Here is a 7,220-nt window from a genome sequence, read left to right as displayed (position 1 = left end):
CTGTTCTGGCCATTTGCAAAGCAGCGAACCTTGATGAAGCACTAACCATTGCCAATGATACCGAGTATGGTCTTGGTTCCAGCATCTGGACTGGCAGTGAGACCAGCGCTCAGAGGGCCGCTCGTGAATTAAACGCAGGCCAGGTAGCCATCAATGGGATCGTCAAAACCGATCCTCGACTTCCTAGTGGAGGTATAGGTAAATCCGGTTACGGACGCGAACTCGGGCCACACGGTATTCGGGAGTTCGTGAATATCAAACAGATCTGGGCGGCCTGACGGCTGCTCGCGCCTGATTCAGATCTGTGGCATCACTGTGTTTTTTTCCACTACTGCTGAGCAAACGTTTATGGCATGGATGCCGTAACTGAGCCTAGAGGGATGTATTTACGGCGAGTTGTGAAGCAGTGATGGGAAACAAGTTATAAATCACATTGTAGACAGATCACTGGATTGCATCCCGTGACACGACACAAGTACTTCCCTGTAGTCTCGAATGCAGCATCCCTGCTGCATACGGTCACGAGACGCCTTCCAGAGATCTCTGGTACACCGCGACATCCACGCAGGAGTATCTTATTTTCCATTTCTGCTGAGCAACCGTTTATGGCATGGATGCCATAACCGAGCCTACATGGATGTGTTCACGGCGAGTTGCGAAGCAGTGACGGAAAACAGTTGTCATGCGACAACCGTCAGGTCAGCACTGCCACGCCCATTCTTACGGGCACTGTCGGCTACCTCGTCGAGGAAGTCCTGACCCCAGTGAGCAATATCGTAGTAACTGACAACGTCATAGGCTTCATTCATGCGTGCCGCCGCATCGTCTGGATGCATCGATAATGCAAAGTAGCAGGTATCTGCCATTTCCGCCGGATCATGCGGGTTACACAATACCGCACCTTTAACTTCGGCAGCGGCACCGGCAAATTCAGACAGCACCAACACGCCCTTGCCTTCAGTTTTACCCTGGGTCGCCACATATTCTTTCGCGACCAGATTCAGACCATCACGAAGTGGCGTAATCCACATTACATCGGCCATTGCGTAGTAGGCCACCAGCTCTTCGAACGGAACAGCACGGAAGAAGAACTGAACGGGCGTCCAACCGACATGCGCATAGCGGCCATTAATTCGACCCACTGCCTGTTCAATTTCATTCTGCAACTCGTTATACACCGTCATTTCTTTCGCTGCCGGAACGCAAACGGTCACCAGAGTCACTTTACCGTGAAGCTCAGGGTGATCTTCGAGTAAGCGCTCAAACGCTTCAAGCTTGGCCGGTATACCCTTGGTGTAATCCAGGCGCTCGACAGAGAGAACCAATTTAATTCCGTGCAATTCTTCACGCAGTTCTTTCATGCGGTTCTGAATTTCAGGTTTTTCTAGAGCGCTATCAACGCGTTTCAGATCCAATCCAACGGGATGAGCGCCCAGACGAATCGTACGATCATTGACTTTAATTTCTGTGGTCATTTCATCCAGCCCCACAGCACAACCATAAGTCAGGAAGCGCGGTGCGCAGCCTGATTTTTCCGACACTTCAAACGGCATGACACCTTTTGCCACATCGATAAAGTTTTCTGACTGACGTGGAATGTGGAAGCCAATGTAATCGCACTGCAACAGACTGCCGACAATTTCCTTTCTCCATGGCAGCACGTTAAATACGTCAGCCGATGGGAAATATGTATGGTGGAAAAAGGCGATATTTAAATCCGGGCGAATTTCGCGCAGATACGCTGGTACCATCCAGAGGTTGTAATCATGCAGCCAGACAGTAGCCCCTTCTGCAGCTTCTTTTGCCGTCTGCTCAGCGAACTTACGGTTCACTTCACAGAACACATTCCAGTGATCTTCAACGAAGCTCGCACGCTCCCAGAAGGTATGCAGGGTTGGCCAGAAAGCTTCTTTCGAAAAGCGCTTATAAAAAATATCGACTTCTTCTTTCGTCAATGCAACACGCGCCGCTACCAGGTTGGGATATTGCTCTTTATCGACTTCAGTATGAACTTCAAACTCTTTCAAAGACGGGTCAGTAATAGACCAGGCGACCCAGGCGCCTTTTCGACCGTCTTTAAAGAAACTGGCAAGCGTCGGGATAATACCATTCGGTGAACGGTGATTACGGCGTTTCATTTCGCCGTCTTCGATATATTCTTCGTAGGGCAGGCGGTGGTAAACAATCACCAGATCTGAGGCACCTGGCTCTATGTCATCGCGCCCTTCGGCATCAATTCCCTCAACACCTAAGAAGCCAAAATGACTGATCGCCTCAAGGATACCGCCAGCCCCCGGTGCAGAGGCATGATAAACACGCGCACGGCCTTCGGTTGCTTCTGTCAGACCTTTCTCAGACTCGCCGACACATACACCAATGAAATCGTATTCATACATCGACAGATCATTCAGGGTATCACCTGCGACCATGACATCGGCTTTATCCAGCTTCAGGTGCTCGACCAGTGCCGTCAGCGTCGAGCCTTTATTCACATTGCGCGGTAAAAAGTCGAGATACAAATCTGCGGAATAAAGCACATCGCAATTCAGTGATTCGCCGATTTTCTCCAGTTCTTCTCGATGCTTTTCCATTACATCTGGCGCGACAAAATAAGAGCAACGACGTTCTTGAGGTACATCCTGACGCACCAGACCTTCAATATGCTCAACGGCCGCATGAATGGTGTATTCGCCCGGCCACTTATCATCAATGCGGCCCTGAACTTCCACCACCGGATGAAGGTTCTCGCCATCAACGACGGTACAGCCCACGTCACAGATAATGTATTCCGGTTGTGGAATGGTCGGGTCTGCCAACAATGGCATCACCGATTCCAGCCCCCGGCCAGTCACAAAAATAAGGTCAATATCGGGATGCGCAGCAATCAGTTGATAAAGCTGCTGACGTTGCTCCTGCGAGCCACCAAGAAAGGTTCCATCAAGATCTGTTGCAAGTAGCATAATTATCTCCGCTGTCCGCACCGCTCTCATTTCAATCAGCGATGATCTGCCGACTGCAGTGCGGGTTAATTAATAACCAGTATGCGACCGCGATTGTGAGATGCTCCGGAGTACCGCCGGGTCAGGGCGACTGGTATCACCGGGCGATTGTAGAAGTACAATCAGTAACAGCCGGAGCTTTTCAGCTTTGAGCTGCCTGAGACGGAGGTGGTTCCCTATCCTCCTCATGAATGTCTGATTCCTCACTTGTTCCCTGTGTTACATCTGGAGTCAGATCTGGCGATTGCTCACTGTCATCCGGATGCATTTCCAGAGCAGTAGGCGTCGTTCTTACCATAGGTACGAACTGAGCTGGTTCGCCTGTCGTCTCGTCCTTCTGTCGTTGATGCATTTTCCATACCGCCACCAGGAACAGAGTGCCCTGAACTGCGGCAAAGTACACAGGCAGTGCACTTGCGCCGGCCATGGACATCAATTGCCCACTCAGTGCTGGTCCAATAGCTGCACCAATACCGTGCACCAAGAGTAACGCACTGCCCCCCGGAAGAATGTCCCCGCTTTCCAGATGGTCAATCAAATGAGCAACGGCCACGGGGTACACTGCAAAAGCCAACCCGCCGTACAAAGCGATAGCGCCATAAAGAAATTCCACCGAGGCAAACGACGCCGGGATAATCAGCAACGCAGACACAGCAGCTACGCCAACAATCCCCGCCAGTACACGGCGACGATCAAACCTGTCGGACAGGCGCCCCACCGGATATTGCAGTAGAGCACCACCGATGATGCCCGCTGTAACGAAGGTCGCTACCTCTGACGTGGGCAACCCAATCCGTGAGGCATAGAGCGCACTCATCCCCCAGAATGCCCCCATCGCCAGCCCCGAGAGAAACGCGGCACTGATCGCCAGAGGTGCAATGCGCCAAAGAAAACGTATGCCCAGGCGTTTAACCTGCTGGACTTCTGGAGGGCCAAAGCGTGTACCTGTGACAGGCACCAGAGACAGCGTCACCAATACCGATGCCAGTGCGAAAAGCAGATAACTGGACGCCGGCGCCAGCGACATAAACTGCTGAGAAACAGCTAATGCCCCGAGGTTCACCACCATATAGACGGCAAACACCTGTCCGCGGTTCTGCGGCGGTGTGGTTGCATTCAGCCAGCTCTCAATCACAGTGTAGAGAATCACTAGCGCTGTTCCGGTCAGGATTCTCAGCCCACCCCAGGCCCAGGGTGTGGCAAACGCATCATGGAGAAGTACAGATACAGAACCCACGGCTGCACACATCGCAAAGGTACGGATATGCCCCACTCGCCGGATCAGTGGCAGCGCGAGAAAGGTGCCCACAAAAAAGCCGACGAAGTAACCCGACATGATCAAACCCATGGCCTGATCACTGAAGGATTCTTCGCTGCCCCGCACTGCCAGCAAGGTGTTGAGCAGGCCGCTGCCGAGAAGCAACAGGCTTACTCCAGCCAGCAATGAAAGAACCGGTCGGAGTTGTTTAAGCATGCGATACCTTAACGAATAATTTCTGATCCAGAGAGATCAGCAGGTGACAGACACTTCTTCCAGTGTCTCCGTATCAAGATAGCTTAATACTGCAGTATTAAAGTTAAGATCTACAAAAACCTCACAGTAGTATTCACCGTGACGCCACGCCATATGAACGCTGCTGTCATTACTTGAATGCAGCTCAAATCGGCCATCAAATGCCGGATAGTTAGAGCGGAATTCCATCAGCTTCAGTAAGCGTTTAACGACCGGGCTGGTGAGTGATTCTTTCGCTTCTTCGAGACTGTAATAATGACGATTAATATCACGTAGCTCGCCAGTTTCTTCCATCAGCTCTTCATCATTAACACCGGCCAGCAAGCCAACGTAGTAGACCTGGGGAATACCCGGCGTAAAGAACTGAATCGCCCGCGCTGCAATGTAGGCGTCGTCGTTCTGCATCAGTGCGTCATAGAAAGTACAGGTAATCTGGTAAATCGCCCCAACACTGTGAATATTCGCGGCTGACTTACGCATAATCGGATCGGCACTGCGCTGCTGCAGGTTATCGATCAAAGCAGCAATTTTCTCTTCCGGCAGCACACCTTCAACATCCGGAATACAGATACCATCGTGGGTATCCAGCACGGTCACCATATTGCGCGGACACATACGTAGCCAGTGCTTGAGATAGACGCTGTTGGCATCAAGCAGCGAGAAGAGCACCAGAGGAGGCAGAGCAAAGCCGTAAGGATGCATATCGCGGCGACTGATAGCGTATTGATAGCTGCTGTGGTCATGAACTTCGGGTAAACAGCGCGCTCCGTGTTTCTGCGCAACGGAGTTCACCCAATCGAGATTACGGTAAACATCAGGCTCTACCAGAAAGCAGGTACTACCCACGCGTTTAGTCGTGTAGCCAAAGGCATCGAGACGAAAGAGTTTTACACCTTTTGAAGCGAGAAAACCGATGTAATCTTCCATCAGTTCATAAGTAGCATCCGCCTCATAATTAAGATCGATCTGTTGCTCGGTGAAAGTACACCAGACACGCTCTGTTGAGCCGTCCGCAAAGGTGACCTCACGGAAGGGTTCTTTCTCTTTGCGAATATGAATTTTCGCCATGTCATCCGGTGAAAATTCGCCCATTTTATCGACGCGGACAAATAGCTCAGAGTACTTCGACTCGTCTTTCTTCTGCAGAAAGTCTTTAAATTCTTCCGATTCGTCAGAGATGTGATTCACTGTCAGGTCTGCGCAGATATCGAACTGTGCTGCGATCCGCTCAATGTCTGCCCAGCCGCCATACGCCGGATCAACCTCTTTGTGCGTTAACGGTGAAAAGCCAGCATCGGCATTCGACGGGTAAAACGGCAGTATGTGGACGCCACCCACCGCAGTGCTCAGGTATTGCTCCATGAAGCCCGCGAGGTCTTTCAGGTCTTTACCTATGCGGTCTGGATAGGCAATTAGTTGTACGGCATTTTTCAACGACATAGTGTCCTCCTCTCATTTCACCCTAACGCATGACACAGAGTATTCACCCCTCTATGGCCGATTACGCCCGACGTTCTGGTCATTCTTAAGATGGGGGGAGCTGATCAAGGTTCCTTACACTCTCCAACGCATGACAATGGGTGCGGAAACCCGCCTCAGAAGCGTGCCTCAGGGCCACTCGTCAAAGCCTGACAAAGTCTCTATCCAATTGACCCGTATAGGGTTTTCGGGTATTTTCGCGAGCGAATGAAAAGACATATGTTATGTAGAGCCAGTGCAGACACGATACTGGCCCAGGCCTGATTTTCAGGTCTATTCTCTTCATACAGACGAGCAGGTTCAGACGGATATCCCGTTCTGTATCGGATCAGAAGCTGGCTTAAAAGGACACCCCTTGCTCCCGGTCTTCTGCCTGCATTGAAAGAGTATCTGAATTAAAGGCGATTCCCGAATGACGACAGAAAAGGTCGACGTACTGCTGGTTGGCGGCGGTGCAATGAGCGCAACCCTGGGCACACTGCTACGCAGACTGGACCCATCCCTTCAAATTACCCTGGTTGAACGCCTCGACCACGTAGCACACGAAAGTACAGACGGCTGGAACAACGCTGGCACCGGACACGCTGGGTACTGTGAACTCAACTACACGCCACAAACCGCCGATGGCGATGTCGAAATCGACCGGGCACTGTCGATCAACGCAAACTTTGAAATTTCACTTCAGCTCTGGAGCTATCTGGTACGCGAAGGCGGCCTGCCCGAGCCAAAGAACTTTATCAATACAACGCCACACCTCAGCTTTGTCTGGGGAGAGGACAACGTTGAGTTCCTGCGTCGCCGTCATGAGAAGCTGAGCGCTCACCATCTGTTCAAAGAGATGGAGTACTCCGAAGATCCAGCTGTACTGGAACAATGGATGCCGCTCGTTATGAAGGATCGCGATCCTTCGGAAAAAGTTGCAGCGACCCGCATTGCTCACGGCACGGATGTCGACTTCGGTTCACTGGCCCGTAACATGGTCAAGAACCTCCAGAACGACGACAACTTCACTCTTTGCCTGAATCATGAAGTCAACGATTTTGACCATTCTAAAGACGGAAGCTGGCACGTTCGCGTGAAAGACCGCAAGTCAGGCAAATCGAAAACCATTCAGGCTAACTTCGTCTTCCTCGGCGCCGGTGGTGGTGCTCTGCCACTCCTGCAGGCTTCAGGTATCGACGAGGCTGATGGCTATGGTGGTTTCCCAGTATCGGGGCAGTGGCTGGTCT

5 protein-coding genes are annotated in these 7,220 nt (G+C 51.6%); 2 read left to right on the top strand and 3 right to left on the bottom strand.

What is annotated here, in order from left to right:
* On the top strand, nucleotides 1-278 hold a 278-nt coding region (locus B2067_RS00550; RefSeq protein WP_301387162.1), incomplete at its 5' end, for an aldehyde dehydrogenase family protein.
* A 402-nt stretch (nucleotides 279-680) separates the two neighbouring features.
* Here B2067_RS00550 and ggpS read toward each other — a convergent pair.
* The 3 genes from ggpS to gtfA all read right to left on the bottom strand — a co-directional run bounded on the left by ggpS (nucleotide 681) and on the right by gtfA (nucleotide 5,952).
* Nucleotides 681-2,960: a glucosylglycerol-phosphate synthase gene (ggpS, locus tag B2067_RS00545; protein WP_301387161.1), complete on the bottom strand. Its 2,280-nt coding sequence runs from the start codon at nucleotides 2,958-2,960 to the stop codon at nucleotides 681-683.
* 181 nt (nucleotides 2,961-3,141) lie between these two features.
* The gene (locus B2067_RS00540) at nucleotides 3,142-4,473 is read right to left on the bottom strand and encodes an MFS transporter (RefSeq protein ID WP_301387159.1); all 1,332 of its coding nucleotides are present in this window, start codon (nucleotides 4,471-4,473) and stop codon (nucleotides 3,142-3,144) included.
* Between the two features lie 36 nt (nucleotides 4,474-4,509).
* Nucleotides 4,510-5,952 (bottom strand): sucrose phosphorylase, encoded by a 1,443-nt coding sequence (gtfA, locus tag B2067_RS00535; RefSeq protein WP_301377068.1) that lies wholly within the window; start codon nucleotides 5,950-5,952, stop codon nucleotides 4,510-4,512.
* Nucleotides 5,953-6,403: 451 nt separating this feature from the next.
* On the opposite strand from gtfA, the gene B2067_RS00530 reads away from it, so the two are divergent.
* The coding region (locus B2067_RS00530; protein WP_301387158.1) for a malate:quinone oxidoreductase at nucleotides 6,404-7,220 on the top strand (817 nt) is incomplete at its 3' end.

The organism is Thalassolituus sp. UBA2590 (assembly GCF_002339775.1).
Lineage (GTDB): Bacteria > Pseudomonadota > Gammaproteobacteria > Pseudomonadales > Oceanobacteraceae > Thalassolituus.
Note: the sequence above shows the minus strand (reverse complement) of the source record. Positions and strands in the feature narration are given on the sequence as shown.

Excerpts from the sequence above, each read along its gene's own strand:
- gtfA (WP_301377068.1), bottom strand. The coding sequence starts at position 5,952 with ATGTCGTTGAAAAATGCCGTACAACTAATTGCCTATCCAGACCGCATA.
- ggpS (WP_301387161.1), bottom strand. The coding sequence starts at position 2,960 with ATGCTACTTGCAACAGATCTTGATGGAACCTTTCTTGGTGGCTCGCAG.
- B2067_RS00540 (WP_301387159.1), bottom strand. The coding sequence starts at position 4,473 with ATGCTTAAACAACTCCGACCGGTTCTTTCATTGCTGGCTGGAGTAAGC.